This is a genomic window from Streptomyces sp. UC4497 (assembly GCF_054871485.1).
Window position 1 is genome coordinate 57,847 of the sequence record NZ_JBTYHB010000041.1, and the last position, 20,998, is coordinate 78,844.

At 70.7% G+C, this 20,998-nt stretch carries 22 protein-coding genes; 9 read left to right on the top strand and 13 right to left on the bottom strand.

The annotated features are described in order from the left end of the window. Positions 1–112 precede the first annotated feature (112 nt). Positions 113–487, top strand: a complete 375-nt coding sequence (locus ACYSUO_RS36105; RefSeq protein ID WP_426900961.1) for a F0F1 ATP synthase subunit epsilon — start codon at positions 113–115, stop codon at positions 485–487. 170 nt (positions 488–657) lie between these two features. Beyond that, positions 658–1,113 carry a DUF2550 domain-containing protein gene (locus ACYSUO_RS36110; protein ID WP_461780429.1) on the top strand — a complete coding sequence of 152 codons (456 nt, stop codon included), beginning with the start codon at positions 658–660 and terminating at the stop codon, positions 1,111–1,113. Between the two features lie 221 nt (positions 1,114–1,334). On the opposite strand, the gene ACYSUO_RS36115 is transcribed toward ACYSUO_RS36110, so the two are convergent. From ACYSUO_RS36115 to ACYSUO_RS36125, 3 genes are all read right to left on the bottom strand, one after another. Then, on the bottom strand, positions 1,335–3,194 hold the full coding sequence (locus ACYSUO_RS36115; protein ID WP_461780430.1) for a glycosyl hydrolase family 18 protein: 1,860 nt from the start codon (positions 3,192–3,194) through the stop codon (positions 1,335–1,337). A 181-nt stretch (positions 3,195–3,375) separates the two neighbouring features. Further along, positions 3,376–4,029, bottom strand: coding sequence for a response regulator (locus tag ACYSUO_RS36120; protein WP_461780431.1), 654 nt, complete (start codon positions 4,027–4,029; stop codon positions 3,376–3,378). Further along, positions 4,026–5,201 carry a sensor histidine kinase gene (locus ACYSUO_RS36125; protein ID WP_461780432.1) on the bottom strand — a complete coding sequence of 392 codons (1,176 nt, stop codon included), beginning with the start codon at positions 5,199–5,201 and terminating at the stop codon, positions 4,026–4,028. The genes ACYSUO_RS36120 and ACYSUO_RS36125 overlap by 4 nt, the downstream gene beginning before the upstream one ends. A gap of 163 nt (positions 5,202–5,364) precedes the next feature. Here ACYSUO_RS36125 and ACYSUO_RS36130 point away from each other — a divergent pair, with 163 nt between their 5' ends. Further along, complete coding sequence (locus ACYSUO_RS36130) at positions 5,365–5,916, top strand: hypothetical protein (protein ID WP_461780433.1); 552 nt, start codon at positions 5,365–5,367, stop codon at positions 5,914–5,916. Here ACYSUO_RS36130 and ACYSUO_RS36135 read toward each other — a convergent pair. The 3 genes from ACYSUO_RS36135 to ACYSUO_RS36145 are packed head-to-tail and all read right to left on the bottom strand — an operon-like array spanning position 5,913 to position 8,042. Next, entirely contained in the window at positions 5,913–6,485 is a 573-nt protein-coding gene (locus ACYSUO_RS36135; RefSeq protein ID WP_461780434.1) for a cob(I)yrinic acid a,c-diamide adenosyltransferase, read from the bottom strand. The two genes, ACYSUO_RS36130 and ACYSUO_RS36135, sit on opposite strands and share 4 nt — an antisense overlap. A gap of 13 nt (positions 6,486–6,498) precedes the next feature. Continuing rightward, a complete protein-coding gene (locus ACYSUO_RS36140; RefSeq protein WP_461780449.1) occupies positions 6,499–7,254 on the bottom strand; it encodes an ABC transporter permease in 756 nt (251 codons plus the stop codon). A gap of 5 nt (positions 7,255–7,259) precedes the next feature. After that, complete coding sequence (locus tag ACYSUO_RS36145; protein ID WP_461780435.1) at positions 7,260–8,042, bottom strand: ABC transporter ATP-binding protein; 783 nt, start codon at positions 8,040–8,042, stop codon at positions 7,260–7,262. Between the two features lie 82 nt (positions 8,043–8,124). Between ACYSUO_RS36145 and ACYSUO_RS36150 the strand changes: the two genes are divergently transcribed. The 4 genes from ACYSUO_RS36150 to ACYSUO_RS36165 all read left to right on the top strand — a co-directional run bounded on the left by ACYSUO_RS36150 (position 8,125) and on the right by ACYSUO_RS36165 (position 13,064). After that, complete coding sequence (locus ACYSUO_RS36150; RefSeq protein ID WP_461780436.1) at positions 8,125–8,763, top strand: TetR/AcrR family transcriptional regulator; 639 nt, start codon at positions 8,125–8,127, stop codon at positions 8,761–8,763. Between the two features lie 168 nt (positions 8,764–8,931). Next, complete coding sequence (locus ACYSUO_RS36155; protein ID WP_461780437.1) at positions 8,932–9,783, top strand: 3-hydroxyacyl-CoA dehydrogenase family protein; 852 nt, start codon at positions 8,932–8,934, stop codon at positions 9,781–9,783. Positions 9,784–10,003: 220 nt separating this feature from the next. Next, positions 10,004–10,327 (top strand): STAS domain-containing protein, encoded by a 324-nt coding sequence (locus tag ACYSUO_RS36160; RefSeq protein ID WP_266714147.1) that lies wholly within the window; start codon positions 10,004–10,006, stop codon positions 10,325–10,327. Positions 10,328–10,583: 256 nt separating this feature from the next. Next, positions 10,584–13,064, top strand: a complete 2,481-nt coding sequence (locus ACYSUO_RS36165; protein WP_461780438.1) for an ATP-binding protein — start codon at positions 10,584–10,586, stop codon at positions 13,062–13,064. A 41-nt stretch (positions 13,065–13,105) separates the two neighbouring features. Here ACYSUO_RS36165 and nucS read toward each other — a convergent pair whose 3' ends face one another. Further along, positions 13,106–13,777 carry an endonuclease NucS gene (gene nucS, locus ACYSUO_RS36170; protein WP_461780439.1) on the bottom strand — a complete coding sequence of 224 codons (672 nt, stop codon included), beginning with the start codon at positions 13,775–13,777 and terminating at the stop codon, positions 13,106–13,108. Positions 13,778–14,020: 243 nt separating this feature from the next. Between nucS and ACYSUO_RS36175 the strand changes: the two genes are divergently transcribed. Next, the gene (locus tag ACYSUO_RS36175; protein ID WP_266714153.1) at positions 14,021–14,413 is read left to right on the top strand and encodes an SCO5389 family protein; all 393 of its coding nucleotides are present in this window, start codon (positions 14,021–14,023) and stop codon (positions 14,411–14,413) included. 93 nt (positions 14,414–14,506) lie between these two features. On the opposite strand, the gene ACYSUO_RS36180 is transcribed toward ACYSUO_RS36175, so the two are convergent. Further along, a complete protein-coding gene (locus tag ACYSUO_RS36180; RefSeq protein ID WP_461780440.1) occupies positions 14,507–15,541 on the bottom strand; it encodes an LLM class flavin-dependent oxidoreductase in 1,035 nt (344 codons plus the stop codon). A gap of 211 nt (positions 15,542–15,752) precedes the next feature. On the opposite strand from ACYSUO_RS36180, the gene ACYSUO_RS36185 reads away from it, so the two are divergent. Beyond that, the gene (locus ACYSUO_RS36185) at positions 15,753–16,094 is read left to right on the top strand and encodes an ATP/GTP-binding protein (RefSeq protein ID WP_461780441.1); all 342 of its coding nucleotides are present in this window, start codon (positions 15,753–15,755) and stop codon (positions 16,092–16,094) included. A gap of 30 nt (positions 16,095–16,124) precedes the next feature. Here the strand turns inward: ACYSUO_RS36185 and ACYSUO_RS36190 are convergent, their stop codons facing one another. The 5 genes from ACYSUO_RS36190 to ACYSUO_RS36210 all read right to left on the bottom strand — a co-directional run bounded on the left by ACYSUO_RS36190 (position 16,125) and on the right by ACYSUO_RS36210 (position 20,809). Continuing rightward, the gene (locus tag ACYSUO_RS36190; protein WP_461780442.1) at positions 16,125–16,958 is read right to left on the bottom strand and encodes an ABC transporter permease; all 834 of its coding nucleotides are present in this window, start codon (positions 16,956–16,958) and stop codon (positions 16,125–16,127) included. Beyond that, positions 16,955–18,166 carry an ABC transporter ATP-binding protein gene (locus ACYSUO_RS36195; RefSeq protein WP_461780443.1) on the bottom strand — a complete coding sequence of 404 codons (1,212 nt, stop codon included), beginning with the start codon at positions 18,164–18,166 and terminating at the stop codon, positions 16,955–16,957. The genes ACYSUO_RS36190 and ACYSUO_RS36195 overlap by 4 nt, the downstream gene beginning before the upstream one ends. Before the next feature lie 113 nt (positions 18,167–18,279). Next, positions 18,280–18,993 carry a hypothetical protein gene (locus ACYSUO_RS36200; RefSeq protein ID WP_461780444.1) on the bottom strand — a complete coding sequence of 238 codons (714 nt, stop codon included), beginning with the start codon at positions 18,991–18,993 and terminating at the stop codon, positions 18,280–18,282. A gap of 27 nt (positions 18,994–19,020) precedes the next feature. Then, entirely contained in the window at positions 19,021–19,791 is a 771-nt protein-coding gene (locus ACYSUO_RS36205; RefSeq protein WP_461780445.1) for an ABC transporter permease subunit, read from the bottom strand. Position 19,792: 1 nt separating this feature from the next. Then, the gene (locus tag ACYSUO_RS36210) at positions 19,793–20,809 is read right to left on the bottom strand and encodes an ABC transporter ATP-binding protein (RefSeq protein ID WP_461780446.1); all 1,017 of its coding nucleotides are present in this window, start codon (positions 20,807–20,809) and stop codon (positions 19,793–19,795) included. Between the last annotated feature and the right edge of the window lie 189 nt (positions 20,810–20,998).

Genomic DNA, 20,998 nt, shown 5'->3' on the forward strand with positions numbered 1-20,998 from the left:
CCGTAGCTCATGGGAGGACCGGGGTGCGTCCCGGTCCTCCCGCAACGCCCACTAGACTTTGAACCGACACCCGGCAGCGAGTGCCGCCGGGTGGTGACCCGAGGAGCCCACCTTGGCTGCTGAGCTGCACGTCGAGCTCGTCGCCGCGGACCGTAGTGTCTGGTCCGGCGAGGCCACCCTGGTCGTCGCGCGTACCACGTCCGGCGACATCGGCGTCATGCCCGGTCACCAGCCGCTGCTCGGTGTGCTGGAGTCGGGGCCCGTGACGATCCGTACGACGGACGGGGGAACGGTCGTGGCGGCTGTCCACGGCGGTTTCATCTCGTTCGCCGACAACAAGCTGTCCCTGCTGGCCGAGATCGCCGAGCTTTCGGACGAGATCGATGCCCAGCGGGCGGAGCGGGCGTTGGAGCGCGCGAAGTCGGACGCGGATGCGTCGGCCGAGCGTCGTGCCGACGTTCGACTCCGTACGGTGGCGGCGCGCTGAATCCAGCGAGCCACATGATGTACCTCAGCCGCGGTCCAGGCCGGAGATAATCTCCGGACCGGGTCGCGGCTGAGGCGATCTATCGGTAGTGCTGTTTTTGCAGTTCCGTTATCAGGCGTTCGGCGCCTGATCGGTCGAGAAGTCCTTGAGAGACGAGGAGGTCGGTTCAGATGGTCCTCGTTCTCGTGCTGTGCGTAGTCGCGGTCGTCGTACTCGTGGTGGTGGGGCTTGTCGCCTTCGGTGTGCGGAGGCGGCTCATTCAGCGGTCGGGTGGGACGTTCGACTGCTCGTTGCGGTGGGATGCGCCGGCGCCCGGTGCGGACGACACCTCTGGCAAGGGGTGGGGGTATGGGATCGCCCGCTACAACGGTGACCGGATCGAGTGGTTCCGCGTCTTCTCGTATGCGCCGCGTCCGAAGCGGATTCTGGAGCGGGCGGCGATCGAGGTCACCGGTCGTCGGGCCCCGGAGGGCGAGGAGGAGCTCGCCCTCCTCTCCGACGCGATCGTCCTCGCGTGTACGCATCGCGGTACGCGCCTCGAACTCGCCATGAGCGAAGACGCCCTGACGGGTTTCCTGGCCTGGCTCGAAGCAGCCCCTCCCGGCCAACGCGTCAACGTCGCGTAACTCTTCCCCACCCCACCCCTTCCCGAAAGCCCTGCCGGCCGGGCCTGCCTCTCGTTCCGAAGGCGGGGCTCTAAAGATTGCCCTCAATCGCCGGGCGGGCTCTGTTTGGAGCCCGCCCGGCGATTGAGGGCTTTCGGGGAGGGGTGGGGTGGGGGAGGTGCATGGAGAAGCCGGGCCCACGGGGGGCGTTCCCGTGGGGCCGGCTTCGGATTGGGTGGGGGTTACTTCAGGCCGGAGTCGATCGCGGAGACCAGTTCACCGTTGGACGTGTCGCCCGAGAACTCCCAGAAGAAGGAGCCGCCGAGGCCTTGGGATTTGGCCCACGCCATCTTGGAGTTGATGGTGGCCGGCGTGTCGTAGGACCACCAGTCCGAGCCGCAGTGTGCGTACGCCGTACCAGCCACCGTGCCGTTCGACGGACACTTCGTCTTGAGGACCTTGTAGTCCTCGATGCCCTGCTCGTACGTGCCGGCCGCCGGCCCCGTGGCCGTGCCCCCGGGCTCCTTCTGCGTCACACCGGTCCAGCCGCGGCCGTAGAAGCCGATGCCGAGCAGGAGCTTCGAAGCCGGGACGCCTTGCGCCTTGAGCTTGGCGATCGCGTCCGCCGACGTGAAGCCCTGCTGCGGGATACCGGAGTATGAGGTGAGCGGGGAGTGCGGGGCCGTCGGACCCTTCGCCTCCCACGCGCCGAAGAAGTCGTACGTCATGACGTTGTACCAGTCGAGGGACTGGGCGGCGCCCGCGTAATCGGCCTTCTCGATCTTGCCGCCCGCGGAGCCGTCGGCCGTGATGGCGGCGGTGACCAGGTTGCTCGCGCCGAACTTGGTGCGCAGGGCCGAGGTGAGGCCCTTCAGCGCGGCGGGGCCGGACGTGTCACACGTCAGACCGCACGCGTTCGTGTACTCCCAGTCGATGTCGATGCCGTCGAAGACATCGGCCCAGCGCGGGTCCTCGACCAGCTTGTAGCAGGAGTCGGCGAACGCGGCCGGGTTCTTCGCGGCCTCGGTGAAGCCACCGGACCAGGTCCAGCCGCCGAACGACCAGAGGATCTTGAGGTTCGGGTGCTTGGCCTTCAGCTGACGGAGCTGGTTGAAGGCGCCCCGCAGCGGCTGGTCCCAGGTGTCGGCCTGCCCGGACACGGAGTTGGCGGCCGTGTACGCCATGTCCGTGTCGGCGTAGGCGTCGCCCATGGTGCACTTGCCGCCCTGGACGTTGCCGAAGGCGTAGTTGATGTGCGTGACCTTGGCGGCGGAGCCGGAGGTCTCCAGGTTCTTCGGGTAGTACTGGCGGCCGTAGACGCCCCAGTCGGTGAAGTAGCCGAGCTTCACCTTGTCACCCGGGCCCGGGCCGGGGTCCGTCCCGCCGCCAGTGGTGTGGACCTTGACGGAGCCGGACACCGGACCCGTCTGGTCGGCGGTGTCGCGGGCCTGCACCGTGTACGAGTAGTCGGTGCCGGCCTTCAGCCCCGTGTCGGTGTACGAAGTGCCGGTCACCGTCCCGACCTTGGCGCCGTCGCGCAGCACGTCGTAGTTCTTGACGCCCTTGTCGTCGGTGGCGGCGGACCAGTTCAGCTTGACCGAGGTGTCGGTGATGCCGGAGGCGGTCGGGGTGCCGGGCTTGGAGGGCGCGGCGTCACCGGGGACGTCGCCGCCGTCGCACGAGGCGCCGTTGAGCTTGCAGCCCGTGGGGGCGCCGGAGCCGCTGCCGTTGAAGCCGAAGGAGACCGAGGCGCCGGGGGCGAGCGTCCCGTTCCAGGAGAGGTTCTTGGCGGTCCAGTGGTCGGCGGAGTTGGTGACCGTCGCGTCCCAGGCCGAGGTCACCTTCGTACCGGACGGGAAGTCCCACTCGACGTTCCACGAACTCACGCTCGTGGTCCCGGAGTTCTTGATCGTCCACTTGCCCTCGAAGCCGCTGCCCCAGTCCTGGGTCTTGGCGTACGTGGCGGTGACGGCGGTGGCCTCGGCCGCGGCGTGCGAGGGGGTGGCGAGACCGACGAGGGCGGCGGCGGGGAGGACGAGGGTCGCGAATGCGGCGGTCGCTCTGTGTCGAAGTCTGTGTCTCGGTACGTCGGTTGAACTCATCGGTGCTCCTAGGGAGGTCCTGGGTTCGTGACGGGGGGTGGAACCCTGCGACGCCCATGAGCACCGGAGTGGGGGGTGTGCTCACCGCAGTGCGGCGAGAATAGAAAGGTCTGGACCAGCGGTCAAGGTCTAAACCAATCACGGCTTTCGGCCAACCTTCGCACCGCAGCTCGCAGAGGGGCTAAAGGCCCAACTCCTGCGCCAGTACCGCCGCTTGGACCCGGCTGCGCAGCTCCAGCTTGCCGAGCAGGCGGCTGACGTGGGTCTTCACCGTCGCCTCCGCCATGTCGAGGCGCCCCGCGATCTCCGCGTTCGACAGCCCCTCACCGAGGCAGCCGAGCACCTCCCGCTCGCGCCGGGTCAGGGTCTCCAACTGCGGGGGAGCGGCCACCGGTTCGGGCTTTCCGGGGCTCGCCGCGAACTCGGCGATCAGGCGCCGCGTCACGGCCGGGGCGATCATCCCCTCGCCGCGCGCCACCGTCCGTACGCCCTCGATCAGGTCCTTCGCGTCCGTGTTCTTCAGCAGAAACCCGGACGCGCCCGCCCGCAGCGCCCCGAACACGTACGCGTCGAGGTCGAAGGTGGTCAGCACGAGCACGTCCGCGAGGCCTTCGGCGACGACCTCGCGCGTGGCCGAAACGCCGTCGAGCCGCGGCATTTGTACGTCCATCAGGACCACGTCCGGCCGGAGTTCGCGGGCGAGCGCCACCGCCCGCTCGCCGTCCTCGGCCTCGCCGACGACCTCGATGTCGGGCGCGCTGTTCAGGATGAGCACGAGCCCGGCCCGTACGGCGGACTGGTCCTCGGCGACGAGTACGCGGATCACGGAGGTCACGTGAGGTCTTCTCCTTCGGTGTGCAGCGGCAGGGCGGCGCACACCCGCCACACCCCGCCATCCTGTGGCCCTGCCTCGAACACGCCGCCAAGCAGCGCTGCACGCTCCCGCATCCCCACGAGCCCGGCCCCGGAGCCCGGCGCGCGCGGCCCGTCCCGGTCGTCCCCGTACGGGCTGTCCACCCGCACCTCGATGCGTTCGGCCGAGCGGTCCACGGCCACCGTGACCCGCCCCTGGCCCGCGTGCTTCAGCGCGTTCGTGAGGGACTCCTGGACGATACGGTAGGCGGCGAGCTCGACCGGCGCGGGCAGGCCGGTGACGGCGCCGGACACGGCCAGGTGGGCGTCCAGGCCGTTCGTACGGGCCTGCTCGACGAGGGCGCCGAGGGCATCGAGGGTGGGCGCCGCGACCGGTTCGGTGTCCTCGCCCGCGTCCCGCAGGATGCCGATGAGGCGGCGCATCTCGGCGAGGCCGTCCACGCTGTTCTCGCGGATCGTCTTCAGCGCCCCACGCGTGGTGTCCGGATCGTCGAGGGACAGCGCGGCCGTGGAGTGGATCGCGATCGCCGACAGGTGGTTCGCCACCATGTCGTGCAGCTCGCGGGCCATCCGGGCGCGCTCCGCCGTCACCGCCTGCGCCCGGTCCATCTCGGCGAGCAGCGCGGTCTGCTCGGCCCGCAGCCGCTCCGCCTGCGCGGCCTCCCGGTGACCGCGCACCAGCATGCCGGTGGCCGCGGGACCGAACGACACGAGCCCCGTCGCGACCCCGATCAGCACCGCCTCCGGCTGCCGCCACCAGGCCACGAAGCCGAGCGTGACGGCGACCGTGAGCAGCCCCGTGACCACCGGGAGGCGGCGCGCGGCGGCCGGTGTCCCGTACAGAGCGCCCGCGTACATCAGGTCCGTGAACATCAGGACCGTCGCCAGGCTGCCCTGCGTGAACTGGTCGGCGATCACGGCGACCGTGCCGACGATCACGGCGAACCGCGGCCGGGTCCGGCGCAGCAGCTCGAGCGCCGCCATGACGACGAGCGGCACGAGCAGCCACGCCCCGTCGAAGAAGCGCCCCTGGTTCATCCCGAGGCCGAGGCCCCACAGGGCGAGCCCGCCGAGCAGCCCGACGACGGCGATCCGGACGTCGTCGCGGTGCGGACGGTCGAGGGCGAACTGCATGACCCCATCCAACACGGCCGGAGCGGGGCGGGCATGGCGCCGTGGGACGAGCGGGGCCACGGCGGCACTACATCGAAGGATGCAGTCGCACTTCGTCATGTACGACGACGATCACGCGCCGTACGGCAGGGAGCCTGGAAGCGGGGAACGAGAGGAGTCCGCCGTGATCGTCACGCTGATCATCGCCTGCGAGGTCGGTTTCTGGGTGCTGCTGGCCGCAGGCCTCGCGCTGCGCTACTGGGCCAAAATGCCGCGCGCGAGCGTCGCCGTGCTGCTCTGCGAGCCGCTCCTGGAGGTCGTGCTGTTCGTCGTCACGGCCATCGACCTCAAGAACGGCGCCGAACCCGACTGGAAGCACGGGCTCGCCGCCGTCTACATCGGCTACTCCGTCGCGCTCGGCCACTACACGATCAAGTGGGTCGACGTCCGCGTCGCCCACCGCTTCGCGGGCGGCCCGCCGCCGTCGACTCCCAAGTACGGGGTGCCGCGCGCGATCCACGAGTGGAAGCTGGCCGCCCGCTGGATCGTGGCCGCGCTGATCGCGATCGGTCTGCTCCAGGGCGCGATCTGGTACGTCGACGGGGACGGGTCGACCGACTCCCTGGCCGCGTGGCAGGAGAAGATGCTGTTCCTGATCGCGCTCAACGTGATCATCGCGCTGAGCTACACGGTGTTCCCGAAGAAGGCCCCGGCGATGACGGCGAACAAGGGCTAGCGCTCGCCGCCGGGCACCCACAGCACGTCCCCGACCTCCTTGTTCGCGATCCTGGCCAGGATGAACAGGAGGTCGGAGAGGCGGTTCAGGTACGTCGCCGTGAGTGGGTTCATCGTCTCGCCGTGGACCTCCATCGCCGCCCACGTCGACCGCTCCGCCCGGCGCACGACCGTGCAGGCCTGGTGCAGCAGCGCCGCGCCGGCGGTGCCGCCCGGCAGGATGAAGGACCGCAGCTTCTCCAACTGCTCGTTGTAGTGGTCGCAGTCCGCCTCCAGCTTGTCGATGTAGAACTGCTCGACACGCAGCGGCGGGAACTCGGGGTTCTCGACGACCGGTGTCGACAGGTCGGCGCCGACGTCGAACAGGTCGTTCTGCACCCGCACGAGCACCTTCACCACCCCCTCGTCGAGGCCGCCGAGGGCGATCGCCGTGCCGATGACGGCATTGGCCTCGTTGGCGTCCGCGTACGCCGAGATCCGCAGATCGGTCTTGGCGGTGCGGCTCATGTCGCCGAGGGCCGTGCTGCCCTTGTCTCCGGTACGGGTGTAGATGCGCGTCAGATTGACCATGCGACCACGGTACTTATGCGGCGGCCCGGCGGAAGCCGCGTGTGCCGACCGTCACGGCGAGCGCCGCGAAGGCGAGCGCGACCAGCACCCCGTACAGCATGTTCGCCGTCGCGTAGTGGCCGACGAACGCGTCCCGCATCGCGTCCACGAGATAGCGCAGCGGCATGACGTGCGAGAGCGCGTCCAGCCAGCCCGGCGCGAGCGCCATCGGCAGCATCAGGCCCGAGAGCAGCATCGACGGCATCGTGACCGCGTTGATGACGGGCCCGAACTCCTGCGGCGTACGGGCCTTGAAGGCGAGCGCGTACGACAGGGAGGCGAGCGACACCGTCAGGAGCCCCACGAAGGCGAAGCCGATCAGGACGCCCGCGAGCGGCGCCCGCAGGCCCATCGCGAGCGCGGTGAGCACGAGCAGCACCGCCTGGAAGAGGAACAGCGCGGTGTCGCGCAGGACGCGGCCGAGCAGCAGCGCGAGCCGGCTCACGGGTGTCACCTGCATCCGCTCCACCACCCCGTGGTTCTTCTCCAGGATGATGCCGAAACCGCAGAACGCGGCCCCGAACAACCCGAGTTGGAGCAGCAGGCCCGGGACCAGGACCTGCCAGGAGCTGCCGCTGGAGCTCAGCGGGAGGCTGGTGAGCAGCGGCCCGAAGAACAGCAGGTACAGCAGCGGCATGAGGATGCCGAAGAGCATCTGGAAGCGCGAGGAGAGGGTCTGGCGGGCGTAGCGCCCGAAGATGATCGCGGTGTCGGACAGCAAGGTCTTCATCGTGCTCACACCGCCACCGGATCCGTGTCCACCGGCGCGGGGCCCCGCCCGGTGATGGCCAGGAACGTGTCCTGGAGCGTCGCGTCGATCGACCCGCCGTGCGCCAGCTTGAGCGCGCTCGGCGTGCCCTCTGCGGCCACGACTCCCTTGTCCACCACGACGATCCGGTCCGCGAGCGCGTCCGCCTCGTCGAGGTAGTGCGTGGTCAGGAAGACGGTCGTGCCGTGCTCCGCGCGCAGCCGGCGCACCAGGTCCCACAGGTCGGCGCGGCTGCCGGGGTCGAGCCCGGTCGTCGGCTCGTCGAGGAAGAGCACCTCGGGGTGGTGCACGAGCCCCATCGCGATGTCGAGGCGGCGCCGCTGCCCGCCGGAGAGCGCGCCGGCCTTGCGCTCCAGGAGGTCCGTGAGGCCGAGGTCCGCGGCCAGCTCCTCGGCGCGCGCGGCCGCCCGGGGCTTCGGCAGGCGGTACAGGCGGCCCTGCGTGACCAGCTCCTCGCGTACGGAGATGGTCGGGTCGACGCCGCCGGACTGGGCGACGTAGCCGACGGCGCGACGCACGCCGGCCGGGTCGCTCGCCAGGTCGTGACCCGCGACGGTGGCCGCGCCGCCGGTGGGCGCGAGCAGGGTCGTGAGCATCCGCAGGGTCGTGGTCTTGCCCGCGCCGTTCGGGCCGAGGAAGCCGAGGATCTCGCCGGGCTCGACGCGCAGGTCGATGCCGCGGACCGCCTCGACGGGGCCGTTCTTGGTGGTGAAGGTCCGGGCGAGCCCGGACGCGCTGATGACTGGCATGCGAGCCAGAAAAACAGAGTCGCTGAAATTTTGCAACGTCCCCAAAATTTCAGCGAGCCCAGCAAACCCGTAGAATCGGCGCATGGCAGAAGGGCTCAGGGAGCGGAAGAAGCGGCAGACCCGGCAGTACATCTCGGACGTGGCGACCGGCCTGTTCCTGGCGCGCGGCTTCGACGAGGTGACCGTCGCGGAGATCGCGGACGCGGCGAACGTCTCCGTGAACACCGTCTACAACTACTTCCCCGCCAAGGAGGACCTGTTCCTCGACCGCTCCAAGGGCGTCGTCGACCGGATGTCCCGCTGGGTGCGCGGCCGGGGCGCGGGGGAGTCCGCGGCCGCCGCCGTGCTGCGCGAGCTGCGCGAGGAGATCGAGTCGGTCTCGCCGCGCGTCGGACTCATGGACGGGTACAGCGAGTTCATGCGCGTGGTGCACGCCGCGCCCGCCCTGCGCTCCCGACTGTGGGCCATCCAGCAGGAGGTCCACGACAACCTCGTGGAGACGCTGCGCGCGGAGACCGGCGCTGCGGCGGACGATCCGCTGCCGGACCTGATCGCGGGTCAGATCGGCTGGGTCCACCAGACGGTGATGGCCGGCATCGGGCGCCGGATGGTCGCGGGCGGCAGCCCCGCCGAGGTCTCCCGCGAGATGCTCGACGTGCTCGACGAGATGGAGGAACTTCTGAGCGACAAGGTGCTCAACTACGCCGTCCGTGACGCCTGATGGGCACGGATGATCGATCACTGATCCGGCTCGGTGTGATGTCCGTCATTCGAGACGTGACGCGCATCTCTTAGCGGTCACACGGCCGCTCACGGGCGCTAGTGTCCGCCGGAGAGCAACGTAAACAGTGGTTAGCGGTCGCGCGGGACACGCGGTTAGGGGACGTACGTGGCAAGGAAGCTCGCCGTCATCGGAGCCGGCCTCATGGGGTCGGGCATCGCGCAGGTCTCCGCCCAGGCGGGCTGGGACGTCGTACTGCGCGACGTCACCGACGAAGCGCTCACGCGCGGCACCGACGGCATCAAGGCCTCGTACGAGAAGTTCGTGGGCAAGGGGAAGCTCGACGCGGCCGAAGCGGAAGCCGCGCTCGGCCGCATCACCGCGACCACCGACCTGGACGCGGCCGCCGACGCGGATGTCGTCGTCGAGGCCGTCTTCGAGAAGCTCGAAGTGAAGCACGAGATCTTCCGCGCGCTCGACAAGATCGTGCGGGACGACACGGTGCTCGCCTCGAACACCTCGGCCATCCCGATCACCAAGATCGCGGCGGCCACCGCACACCCGGAGCGCGTCGTCGGCGCGCACTTCTTCTCGCCCGTGCCGATGATGCAGCTCTGCGAACTCGTGCGCGGCTACAAGACGAGCGACGAAACGCTCGCCACCGCGCGGGAGTTCGCCGAGTCCGTCGGCAAGACCTGCATCGTGGTGAACCGGGACGTCGCCGGGTTCGTGACGACCCGACTCATCTCCGCCCTCGTCGTCGAGGCCGCGAAGCTGTACGAGTCGGGGGTCGCCACGGCCGAGGACATCGACGTGGCCTGCAAGCTGGGCTTCGGTCACGCGATGGGGCCGCTCGCCACCGCCGACCTGACGGGCGTCGACATCCTGCTGCACGCGACCGAGAACATCTACACCGAGTCGCAGGACGAGAAGTTCGCGCCGCCGGAGCTGATGCGCCGGATGGTGGACGCCGGTGACATCGGCCGCAAGAGCGGGCAGGGCTTCTACAAGCACGCTTGATCGCACAGCTGATGCCATGTCACCCCTCGGGGTGAATTCGGTATCGGTTCGCTTACAGACGGCAACTTTCGGCCCCTGCGGCCCGTCAGTTGCAGTGACATACCCAGATCACCCGGATCACCGGATCAACCGGATCACATGAACAGCTGAGTACCGGCTCAGGAGCAGTCGCGTACTCCGACCACGCCGAGCACTTCTGTATTTCCCACGGGGAGCGCATATGTACATCAGGGGCGACCACGTCGAGCTGGTCGTCGGGGGCCGCCTCGACGTCCGCAGCGCGGCGGACGCCCGTTCGGTCCTGCACACCGCCGTCGACGACGGAATCGGCGACCTGGTGCTGGACCTGTCCGAACTCGACTCCTGGGACGCGACAGGGCTCGGCGTCATCATGGGCGCCCACCGCCGCGCGGGCCGTTGCGGCCGCCGCCTCGTGCTGCGCCGCGTGCCGCCCCAGATGCAGCGCCTGCTCGTCGCCACCAGACTGCACCGGATCCTGGCCATCGAGGGTGGCATCGGCGTCGAGTCCCTGCCGCGAGTCTGAGCCACGCGTCCGAGCCACGCGTCTGAGGCGGAAGGCCACGCGTGTGGCCGGGAGTTGCAGGGTTGAACCGGAAGGTATGACCCCCGAAGGGGTGAACCAGTCATTCCGGACGGAATCGCCGACAACCCTCACGAGACTGTGACCTCTCGGGCGGCGCGGGACCTCCCGGTTTCGTAGATACTGAGCCAAGCGACAGTGCGGTGTGCACAGGCCGGGAGGGGCAAGCGGCACACCACGCTTTTGGGGGGCTTTGACGATGGACCCGATGGACCGGGGACCGGAAGATTCCAGCCAGGAACGGCACGACGGATCGGACGGCGGCGGGGGACGGCAGCGGCCGCCCCGCGACCCTCTGACGCCCGACTACGGCCAGGCGTCACCCGCGCTCGCCCGCACCGTGCGACTCGTCTCGGGCGACCACCTGCTGACCGTCAATCCCGTTGACGGCAGCGAGATCGAATCCTGCCCGCCCGGCGAGCGCCCGGGCCGGCCCACCAAGTACGACACCACGGAGCGTGCGGCGCTCGCCCGTGCCGCCCGGCCACCGCTGCCGCCAGGACCCGCACAGCCGCAACTGCCGCTCCTGGAGCGGCAGGAGGAGCGGGAGCGCCTGGTGCGGCTCCTGGCCCGCGGCCGCTCCGTACGGCTCACGGGGCCCGCGGGCTCCGGGCGTACGGCGCTGCTCGACCAGGTCGCCGAGGACTGCGCCGACATCGCGCCCGACGGCGTCGTCCGGCTCTGCGGCCATCTGCGCTCCGTGGAGGACCTGCTGTACGACCTGTTCGGCGCGGTCCACAAGGCGCCGCTGCACCGGCCCGACCGCGCGCTGCTGCTCGAACTCGTCCATGAGATCGGCGCCGTCGTCGTCCTCGACGACCTGGAGTTCGGCGGCGCCGCGCTCGACGAACTCCTCGAAGCGACGCCCGAGTGCGCCTTCCTGCTGTCGGCGACGCCCGACGTGCCGGCGCCGTCCGCCGACTCGCACGTCGAGGAGGTCTTCCTGGCGGGGCTCGGCCGCGGCGGCGGACAGGAGCTCCTGGAGCGGGCCGTGGGCCGGGTGCTCACCGACGAGGAGGCGCAGTGGGCCGCCGACCTCTGGTTCGAGTCCGAGGGCCTGCCGCTCCGGTTCGTACAGGCCGGCGCCCTGCTCCGGCAGCGCGACCAACTCCGCGCCGACCCCGAGGCCTTCGACGCGTTCGGCTACTACGAGGGCCCCGACGCGGCACCGATCGACGCGCCCTTCGACGCCGACGGGCACGACGTACCGCTGCCCGCGCTCGCCGAGGCCGCGGCGCCCGCCGCGCTGCTCGCGTCCCGGCTCGGCGCGTCCGCGCGCGCCACCCTGGAGTTCGCGGTCGCGCTCGGCGGCGAGATCCCGCACCAGGCGCATCTGCCGGCGCTCGTCGGTGACACGCACGCCGACGCGGCCCTCGCCGAGCTCGTCTCCTGCGCGCTCGTCACGCCGGTCGGCGGCCGCTACCGGCTCGCCGCCGGAGTGCGTCAACAGCTGGAGGCCGCGGGCTACGGCGCCGACGCGGCCGGCCGCGGGCGCACCGCCGCCCAGCACTACGCCTGGTGGGCCGCGCACCCGTCGGTCGGGCCCGAGCGGGCGGCCGCCGAGTGCGACGCGGTGCTGGCCGCGCTCGCGGCGACGACGGCCCCCGAGGCGGCCGTGGAGCTGGCCCGCGCGGCCGCGCCCGCCTTCGCCGCCGGACTCGCCTGGAGCGCGTGGGATCGCGCCCTCAGGGCCGGCCTCGAAGCGGCGCGCTCCACGGGACAGGTGGCCGAGGAGGCGTACTTCCACCACGAGTTGGGCATCCTCGCGCTCCTCGGCGGGCAGCTCGACCGGGCCCGCTTCGAGCTGGAGGCCTCCATCGCGCTGCGAGGCGCCGTCGCCGACAAGCACGGCACGATCGCAGGGCGCCGGGCCCTCGCCCTGGTCACCGACCTCTCGGGCGGCTCGTTGCCCGGTGGGAGTACGGCGGCGGGGGAAGAGGTCCCCGACGCGATGTACGAGGAGTCGGCCTCGCCGCCCGGCGGAGTCCCCGCGTACGCACGGTCCGAAGCGCCGAGCGAGCCCGACACCCTGGTGACCCGTCAGGCCGCCGCGCCCGTACCCGTACCACTGGCACAGCCCGCCCCGACCGTCGTCGGCGCCAAGGCGCCCTCGCGCAAATCTGTGGTGGGCGGGGCCCGGCGCAACATGGTGGCGGCGGGCGCCGGCGCGCTGCTCGCGGCGGTGCTCGGCACGGTCGTCACGCTCGGCGCGACGTCGGGCAACGACGACCCGCCCTCGGACAAGGTCGACACGAAACCGTCGGCGACGGCGGGGGAGAACGGCGGGGACCTCGGCGCCGACGAGGCGGGCGGCGACGGCAGGACGAGCGCGGCGCCGACCGACCCGGGCGAGGACGGCGTCCTCGGCACGGCGGACGACCCGACTCCGTCGAGCGGGGCGAGCGACAAGCCCTCCAGCTCGCCGAGCGGCTCCAAGACGCCGGACGACCCGACGAAGTCGCCGACCAAGCAGCCCACGAAGTCGCCGACGAAATCGCCGACCAAGTCCCCGACGAAGCCGCCCACTACACCGCCGACGAAGCCACCGACGTCGAGCCCGCCACCGGCGACAACGACTCCGCCGCCGGCGACGACGACCCCGCCGACGACGCCGGACACCTCGGACACGGCAAGCGGCCCGATCACGACGACGCCCAACTCTCCGAGCAACGCCGCTTGAGGTGTGGGGTCCCGAGGCGTCAGCCCCGGGGCCCCACACCCTCAGAAGAGGCGAAGCTTGTCGTCCTCGATACCCCGCATCGCGTCATAGTCCAGCACGGCGCAACCGATACCCCGGTCCGTCGCAAGAACCCGCGCCTGCGGCTTGATCTCCTGCGCCGCGAACACACCCCGCACCGGAGCAAGGTGCGGATCCCGGTTCAACAGCTCCAGGTAGCGCGTGAGTTGCTCGACCCCGTCGATCTCGCCACGGCGCTTGATCTCGACGGCCACGGTCTGCCCTTCGCCGTCCCGGCACAGGATGTCGACCGGGCCGATCGCCGTCATGTACTCGCGGCGGATGAGCGTGTAGCCCTCGCCGAGCGTGTCGATACGGTCGGCGAGCAGCTCCTGGAGGTGGGCCTCGACGCCGTCCTTGATGAGGCCGGGGTCCACGCCGAGCTCGTGCGAGGAGTCGTGGAGGATCTCCTCCATCGTGATGATGAGCTTTTCCCCCGCCTTGTTGACGACGGTCCACTTGCCTTCGTCGTCTCCGCTGCCCTCCTTGAGGGTGCACGGCGGCGACATCCAGTTGAGGGGCTTGTAGGCGCGGTCGTCCGCATGGATCGAGACGCTGCCGTCCGCCTTCACGAGGATGAGGCGGGGTGCCGACGGGAGGTGGGCGGTGAGCCGGCCCGCGTAATCCACGGAGCAACGGGCGATGACGAGACGCATGGTCGGCAACGCTACTCGACCCCCACTGCTCTATGCACTTCGCCCTAGTAAGCCCGCGTTCAGCATTGGCCGGTTGTGTACGAACGAATACCCCTACGCCCTGTTGCGGTTCGGACACGTTGCCTACCGTAGAAGACAGGAGGTCGCGGCGCGTGCACGCTGCGTGTTCCACGGAGTGCCCGTGCCGAGGACTTCTGCCCTGTCCGTAAGCCCCCGCTCCCCGGGGGTGCGAGAGGAGAACCCATGTCGCTCGACGTCTCACCGGCGCTGTTGGATCAGGCCGAGCGAGGCGAGGTCGACGAAAAGGACTTCGTCGACTGCGTCCGGACCTCCCTGCCTTACGCATGGGAGATGATCAGCTCCCTGGTGGCTCAGCTGAAGGTCGACGGCGGAGCGTTCGCCGACAACCAGACGCCGCCCCCGGACGAGCAGGCACGCGGACAGCTTCTGCGCGCGCTCGCGAGTGACGCCATACGTGGGGCGCTGCAGCGGCACTTCGGTGTCCGCCTCGCGTTCCAGAACTGCCACCGGGTCGCGGTGTTCCCGCAGGACCCGTCGGTGGACGAGACGCTCGCCCGCTTCACCTCGGCCCGCAACCAGCTGCTCAACCAGTCACCGGAACTGCGTGACTGCTGACGGCTGAGGGCGTAACAGCCTTTGCCCGCCGGCCCGTGCGCGGGAGGTGCATCTGTACGGGCCGGCGGGTGCCGAGGTCAAGTTCCCAGTGCGTCAGTCGAGTTGGGGCAGTACCTCGGCTCCGAGCCGCCGCACGTTCTCCTCCGTCGCCGTGAGGTCCCCGGAGCCCTCGACGAGCAGCGCGAACCGGGTGATCCCCGTCCGCTCCGATGTCGCCGCGAGTCGGTCCGCGCACAACTGCGGGGTACCGACCGGGTGCAGGGAGCACAGCAACTCCGTGTACGCGTACGGGTCGCGCATCGCCCGCGCCCTGCCGTCGACCGTCACATGGGCGTCAAGACCCTGCTTCAGCCAGCCCGGCATCGCCTTCAGGAGTGTCTCCGAGGCCTCCGACTCGCTGTCACCGATCTGGGCGACACCGGCCGACACGTGCTCCGCCGCGTAGATCTCGTCGACCGAGCGTCCTGCCTCGCGGGCGTGGCGTCGCCACAGGCCGACCATCTCGGCCTTCTCCTCGTCCCCGATGTGCATGCCGAGCAGCATCGGCAGCCCGCGCTGGGCGGCGAGCCGCACGCTGTTCGGTGACGTACAGGCGACGATCACTTCCGGCCCTTCCTGGACTGCCCCGCCGATCGCCTCGGTCGGGCGCGGCACGACCGGGACCTCGCGGAAGGCGAAGCGCTCGCCGGCGCCCCCGACGTGCTCGTCCCGCAGCCACTTGAGGAGCAGGTCGAGGGACTCCGGGAACCCCTTCTCGTACGCCTCGACGCCCGCCCCGAAGACCTCCAGGTCCACCCAGGGCCCGCCCCTGCCGACGCCGAGCGAGAACCGGCCGCCCGACGTGACGTGCAGCAATGCCGCCTGCTCGCCGAGGGCGACCGGGTGCGCGGTCGGCAGCACGCTGACCGCCGTACCGACCCGCAGTGTGTTTGTGCGGCCGAGCAGCAGCGCGGCCAGCGTCACGGCCGAGGGACAGGTCCCGTACGGCACGAAGTGGTGCTCGGCGAGCCACACGGAGTCGAGGCCCGCCTCTTCGGCGACCTCCGCGGATCGCACCGCGCGATGCAGTGCCTCTCCCTGCCCCTGACCCGGAAACTGGGCCGCCAGTACAAATGTTCCTACGCGCATCGCATTCCTGCCTTCCTCGGCACCGACGCGGGCATTCCCCCTACAGGCAATAACGGTTGGCAAGTGCCAAGGACACGGCCTCGCATGAAGATTGGCAGATTTTCCGGCAGATCTTGACATCGGGCCGGGCCGATGGACTTCGAGTGCCCCCTCCGTCTCGGCGTACGCTGTTCGCGACCTCCTGCCCCGTTCACACACTCAGAGGTGAGACGTGTCCCCGCGCCGCAACCGCCCGAAAGCAGGCGGGTCGTCCCGCAGCAGCGAGTCCATGAGTGGCGGCGACGAAGCGAGGCGCTACGGCGGGTTCCAGTCCACGGAGAGCTGGCAGGGCGAGCAGTGGAGCGTGCGCCACGTGGCGGGCGCGAGCGCGGCCGGAAAGACGTACCGCTGCCCCGGCTGCGACCAGCAGATCCCCTCCGCGGTCGCCCATGTGGTGGCCTGGCCGGAGTACGGGGGAGTGGACGACCGGCGGCACTGGCACAAGGCGTGCTGGAACGCGAAGGACCGCCGCACCACGAAGGTGCAGCGGTCCAAGAACGCGCCGCGGTACTGAAGGCCGTCGGGCCCCGGAACCGCTGTACGGCTATACGTCGCGGCTGTTGAGCGACAGGAACGCGCCGCCGAGCGCCACCGCGGTGATCGCCGCCATGATCCACAGCGGCTGCCAGCCGGTCGGGCCCGAGCCCGCGGTCACCGAGTTGTCGTAGAGCACGGCGAGCTGGCTGGGGATTGAGTACTCGAGCAGCGCCTGCTGCAGGTCCTTGAGCGACTCCGCGAACATGAAGATCGCCATGACGAGCGGCAGCAGCACGACGCCGACCATGATGGTGATCGCGCCCGCCGAGTGCCGTACGAGCGTGCCGACCGCGAGCCCGAGCAGACCGAGCAGCGCGACGAACAGGCCGACGCCGAGCGTCGACTTCGCCCACGTGCCGCCCTCCGGCGAGTCCACGCCCACGATGCCCACCTGGAGCGCGCCGACGAGTGCGGCGAACACGGTGGTCAGCACCGTGACGAGCAGGAAGAAGACGATCGCCTTGGCGGCGAGCACCCGGCTCCGGCTGGAGCAGGCCGTCATCGTCGTACGGATCATGCCGGTGCCGTACTCGGAGGCGATGGTCAGGACGCCCAGGGTCATCACGCAGATGGTGCCGAGCAGCGTGCCGAAGAAGCCGAGGCTGAGCACCTGTTCGCTGCTCGGCGACGAGCCGTCGTCGGCGGCGACCACCGCGGCCGAGCCCAGTCCGAGGCCGACCATCAGCACGATCATCACGCCCAGCGTCCACATCGTGGAGCGCACGGAACGGATCTTCGTCCACTCCGAGGCGAGCGCGTCGCCGAGGTGCGCCTTGCGGATCGGGATGGGCGAGGCGTACGAGGCGCCGGGTGCGGCGAGGGGCGGGGGCGGCGTGCTCATCGGGCGTCCTTGTCCATCGGCGGGGCGGTCGGGGCCGGTGCGGCGGGCGGAGCCGGCGCGACGGGCGGGGCCGGCGGGGGCATCGGGGCCGCGTACGGATTCTGGTCCGCGAGGGGCGGCTGGGCGGGCGGCTGGACCGGTGCGTGGGGCGGGGCCTGGACCGAGGCCTGGACCGGGGCCTGGGGCGGCGGCGGGGCGTACCAGCCCGGCTGGCCCTGTCCCGGCACCGGCATCTGGGCGGGCGGCACCGCGCCGGGCGGCAGCTGCTCGTGCAGGCCCGCGCGCTGGTCGGCGGTCGAGCGGTAGTCGACGGCGCCCTGCGTCATCCGCATGTACGCCTCCTCCAGCGAGGCCTGGTGCGGCGACAGCTCCCACAGCCGTACGTCGGCGCTGTGCGCCAGATCGCTGATCTGCGGCAGTGGCAGGCCCGTGACGCGCAGTCCGCCGTCCTGCTCGGGCAGCACCTGGCCGCCCGCCTCCGTCAGCGCCGCCGTCAGCTTCTCGCGCTGCTGCGGCTCGCTGTCGGGGGTGCGCACCCGCGCGAAGCCGGCCGAGTTGTGCGCGATGAAGTCCCGCACGCTCATGTCGGAGAGCAGCTGCCCACGCCCGATCACGATCAGGTGCTCGGCCGTGAGCGCCATCTCGCTCATCAGGTGCGAGGAGACGAAGACCGTGCGCCCCTCGGAGGCGAGCTGCTTCATCAGGTTCCTGACCCAGAGGATGCCCTCGGGGTCGAGCCCGTTGACCGGCTCGTCGAAGAGCAGCACCTGCGGGTCGCCGAGGAGCGCGGCGGCGATGCCGAGCCGCTGCCCCATGCCGAGCGAGAACCCGTTGGAGCGCCGCTTCGCGACGTCCTGGAGACCGACGACGCCGAGCACCTCGTCGACGCGGCGGGCCGGGATGCCGGAGAGCTGGGCGAGGCTCAGCAGATGGCTGCGGGCGGTCCTGCCGCCGTGCACGGCCTTCGCGTCGAGCAGCGCGCCGACCTGGCGCGGCGCGTTCGGGAGCTTGTTGTACGGATAGCCGCCGATGGTCACATGGCCGGCGGTCGGCTGGTCGAGGCCGAGGATCATGCGCATCGTCGTCGACTTGCCCGAGCCGTTCGGCCCGAGGAACCCGGTCACGGTCCCCGGCCGCACCTGGAAGGAAAGGTTGTACACGGCTGTCTTCGCGCCGTAGCGCTTCGTCAGGCCGACTGCCTCGATCATTCTCCGCACCCATCGGAAGGTTCTGAGAGTTTCAGGACGTCGGGGCAGACGCCCCCGTAAGGGTTAGGAGCGTATACGCGAGCTGACGGTTCCGGCCAAGAGTGAGCAAAGCGTCAGGCGGGGCCGGAGGGGATTGTTCCCCCTGCACGCAGGAGCCGGGTGCCCTCTTCGCGTACGGCGGGGGACGCGGCCGCGAGCCGTACCCAGTCCCGCGGGGCGGGGCCGAGCAGCGCGGTCAGCTCCGGAGAGGCCGCCATGAGCGCGCTCAGGAGGCCCGCCTGGTCGCCGCCGCCGGCCCGCGGGGCACCGGTGCCCGGGTCGACGAGAACGCCGTGCTCACCCACGTACATCTGCAGACCGGGGACGGGGGCGCCCGGGACGGTGGTCCTGCGGTAGTTCGGCAGCTCGGTGGCGTCGACCGCCTTCAGCTGGGCCGCGTCGAGCCAGGACACGACGAGGGTGCGCGCGGCCCGCGGATCCGGGTAGGGGGCGGCGGCCACATATCCGTTGCGCCCGATGTGTGCGGAGCAGCCGATGCCGATGCCGCGCGTGGGGAGCGGCACCATCGGCACGGCGACCGGGAGACCGAGCTTCTTCAGCTTGTACGCGAGCTGGGCGGGGGCCGCGTTGGAGCCGACGGCGAGGACGGGGGTGCGGTCCGCGGTCCAGCGGGGCAGCTCGTGCTCCACGTCCAGGTCGAGGAGTTCGTCGCCGCGCAGGAGGGCCGGGGCGGTGACCGGGCGGCCGGGGTAGCTGAGGGGGGTGAGGGCGGGAACGGTGTCGTAGCCGAGGGAGACGAGCGTGCGGCCGGGATCGATGAGCGCCATGGGGCCGCAGGCTAGAGGGTGTCCGTCCTACGCGTCCCGCTTCTTCAGCAGGACGTATCCGATGAACAGCGCCACCGCCACCCACACCAGCAGGATCACGAGCCCGCCCCACGGCCCGTACGGCGCGTCGTCGCTCGGCGGGTCGACCACCTGCATGACCTTCAGGCCCGCCTGGTCGGGGAAGTACTGGGCGACCTTCTTCGTGGCCGAGACGCTGCCGAGGATCGGCGAGACCAGGAAGAAGAACGGCATCAGGATGCCGAGCGAGAGCATGGGGGAGCGGAGCATCGCGGCGACGCCCATGGAGAACATCGTCATCAGCGTCATGTAGACGGCGGCGCCGAACACCGCGCGCAGCACGTTCGGCGCGCCCAGGTCCGTGCCGTGGTCGCCGAGCATCAGCTGGCCGAGGAAGAACGACGCGAAGCTGATGACCAGCGCGACGACGAGCGCGAGCAGCGCGGCAACGAGGATCTTGGAGAAGAGGAACGTGCCGCGCTGCGGGACCGCCGCGAGCGAGGTGCGGATCATGCCCGTGCTGTACTCGCTCGCGACCACGAGGACCCCGAAGACCACCATCGCGAGCTGGCCGAGGGTGAGGCCGGAGAAGGAGATGAAGGTCGGGTCGAAGGTCAGCTTGTCCCCGGTCGACATCTTGTCGAACTCGTTGCTGGTGAGCGCGCTGATCAGCATGCCGAGGCCGACGGAGACGAGCACCGCGAGGCCGAGCGTGAAGGCCGTCGAGTTCACCGATTTGATCTTGGTCCACTCGGAGCGGAGGACCTGGGCCGCGGCCATCTCAGGCGCCCTTCTCTCGGTTCCAGCTCGAACCCCAGCCCGACTGCTGCGGGTTCTGTGGGGCCCCCGGGTTCGGTGGGGTGCCCGGGCCTTGCGGGTTCTGCTGCTCCGGAGCGTCCGTGTGCGCGTGGTACTCCACCGACTCCGCCGTCAGCTGCATGAACGCCTCCTCCAGGGAGGCCTGCTGCGGGCTCAGTTCGTGCAGGACGAGCTGGTTGCGCGCCGCGAGCTCGCCGAGCTCCTCGGCGGGGTGGCCGTCCACCTCGAGGGCGCCGCCGGACTCCACGACCGTGATGCCGGCCCGGTGCAGCACGTCCAGCAGGCGTTCGTGCTGCGGTGAGCGCAGCCGGACGTACGAGCGCGAGTTCTGCCGGATGAAGTCCGGCATCGACATGTCGGCGAGGAGCCGCCCCTGCCCGATGACCACCAGATGGTCGGCGGTGAGGGCCATTTCGCTCATCAGGTGGGAGGAGACGAAGACCGTACGGCCGGCGGACGCGAGGGATTTCATCAGGTTGCGGATCCAGTGGATGCCCTCGGGGTCGAGCCCGTTGACCGGCTCGTCGAACATCAGGATCTGCGGGTCGCCGAGGAGCGCGCCGGCGATGCCGAGCCGCTGCCCCATGCCGAGCGAGAAGCCCTTCGCCTTCTTACGGGCCACGGCCGTGAGGCCGACCGTGTCGAGCACCTCGTGCACGCGGCTCTTGGGGATGCCGTTGGACTGCGCCAGGCAGAGGAGGTGGTTGTAGGCGTTGCGGCCGCCGTGCATCGCCTTGGCGTCGAGCAGCGCGCCGATGTAGCGCAGCGGGTCCTTCAGCTGGGCGTAGCGCTTGCCGTCGATCCGGACGTCGCCCGCCGTCGGGTTGTCGAGGCCGAGCATCATGCGCATCGTGGTGGACTTGCCCGCGCCGTTGGGGCCGAGGAATCCGGTGACGATTCCTGGCCGGACGGAGAAGGTGAGGTCGTCCACGGCCGTCTTCTCGCCGTAGCGCTTGGTCAGCCCCGAAAGCTCGATCATGCGGCCACGCTAAAACGGGTGATCGGCCCCGGCCACTTAAGCGGGGGCCGCCGCCCCCGTGGGGCCGATCGAGCGGGGGCATTTCAAGCCCCTGCGGCGATTGAGCAGCGGGGTCCGGGGCGGAGCCCCGTGTCCTTGGCCCCGTCGGGGGTTGCGCTCTCGGGGCTCTGCCCCGGACCCCGCGCCTCA